Here is a 1,236-nt window from a genome sequence, read left to right on the forward strand (position 1 = left end):
ATGCTGAGTATAAGGCCTGAAATGTTAATGTTTCCATTTGAGGCTGAAAGCGTTGCCTATACGGTATGCCAGCATTTTGGCATAGATACCTCGGATTATTCCTTTGGTTATATTGCAGGGTGGAGTAGTGGTAAGGATATGAAGGAACTGAAATCTTCCCTAGATACTATACGAAAGACGGCATCGGAACTTATTACAGGAATTGAGGGAGCATTAAGGGAATTGCAACTAAATCGTGAGATGGAACAGGAACAGAGTAAAGAGTGTATCCTGCTGATACAGAATGAAGATCTGACGGAGTTCAGCCTTGTCAATGTTCGTGGAATGGATAGGCAGGAACTTGTGGCTACTTTATCTAACATGAGTGAGGATGATAAACTCAGCATACAGGCATACTTGGAAAGTAAAGGTGCATGGACTACAGAGCTTGGCAATGAGAAATCAAGAGAATTTGAGGAGTATCATCTTGATGTTCGTTACAATCTTGATACAGATGAGATTATTGATGTGAAAGCAAAAATTGCAGAGCAGATTGACAGTAATCTTTCGGTTATGGAACAGGCAGAGCAGCTTATCAATCAGTTGGAAGCGGAGAAAACCATATTTACATCAGATGAGCGTAACTTGATTGTAAATTATGCTTATAAGCTCGATGATATGAATAAGACAAGGGATCTTGCAGAAAAACTGGCATATCAGCTTGAGTATGCACAGCAGGATGTGGGTCTGACTATCATAGATGCACAGACAGAGATTGAATCACTTCCAGACTTGATGATTGGTTTGTCTGAAATGCGTGAGTACGGTTATACATGGAATGAAATGCTGCCACTGACGCAGGAGAAAGCATTGGAATTATTTGTTCACGATTTGCCCGTGTATCTGTTACACAATGATGGTTCGGAAACCACGGTAGAAGATAGAAAACAGATTACGGAGCATGATGGAATTTTTGGCATTGAAAAAGGTGATTGGGAAAATGAAAGAAAACTTCGTTCCATGCAGGCTGAACTTTCGGACAATCAAATAAATAAAGAAGCACAGCTTTTGTACGGCAGCTCTGACAAGTACGGTATTTATCAATTGAAGCATAATCCGGAGTTGAATCATCTGCGATTTGAGGGTACAGAGTCTTTAAAGCGTATGGGTATTACGAAGGACAATTTTGATGCAATCAAACCGGAAAACTATGAATTAATTTAACCTGTTGTGCTAGATAAAATAATATAAAGAAAC

The 1,236-nt window shown here is 39.5% G+C and carries 1 pseudogene; it reads left to right on the plus strand.

Annotated features, from left to right (window positions below):
- Positions 1 to 1,203: pseudogene (locus DW826_RS17915) on the plus strand (DNA repair protein); the annotation flags it as partial.
- Between the last annotated feature and the right edge of the window lie 33 nt (positions 1,204 to 1,236).

The organism is Clostridium sp. AM34-11AC (assembly GCF_003435375.1).
Taxonomy (GTDB): Bacteria; Bacillota; Clostridia; order Lachnospirales; family Lachnospiraceae; genus Pilosibacter; species Pilosibacter fragilis.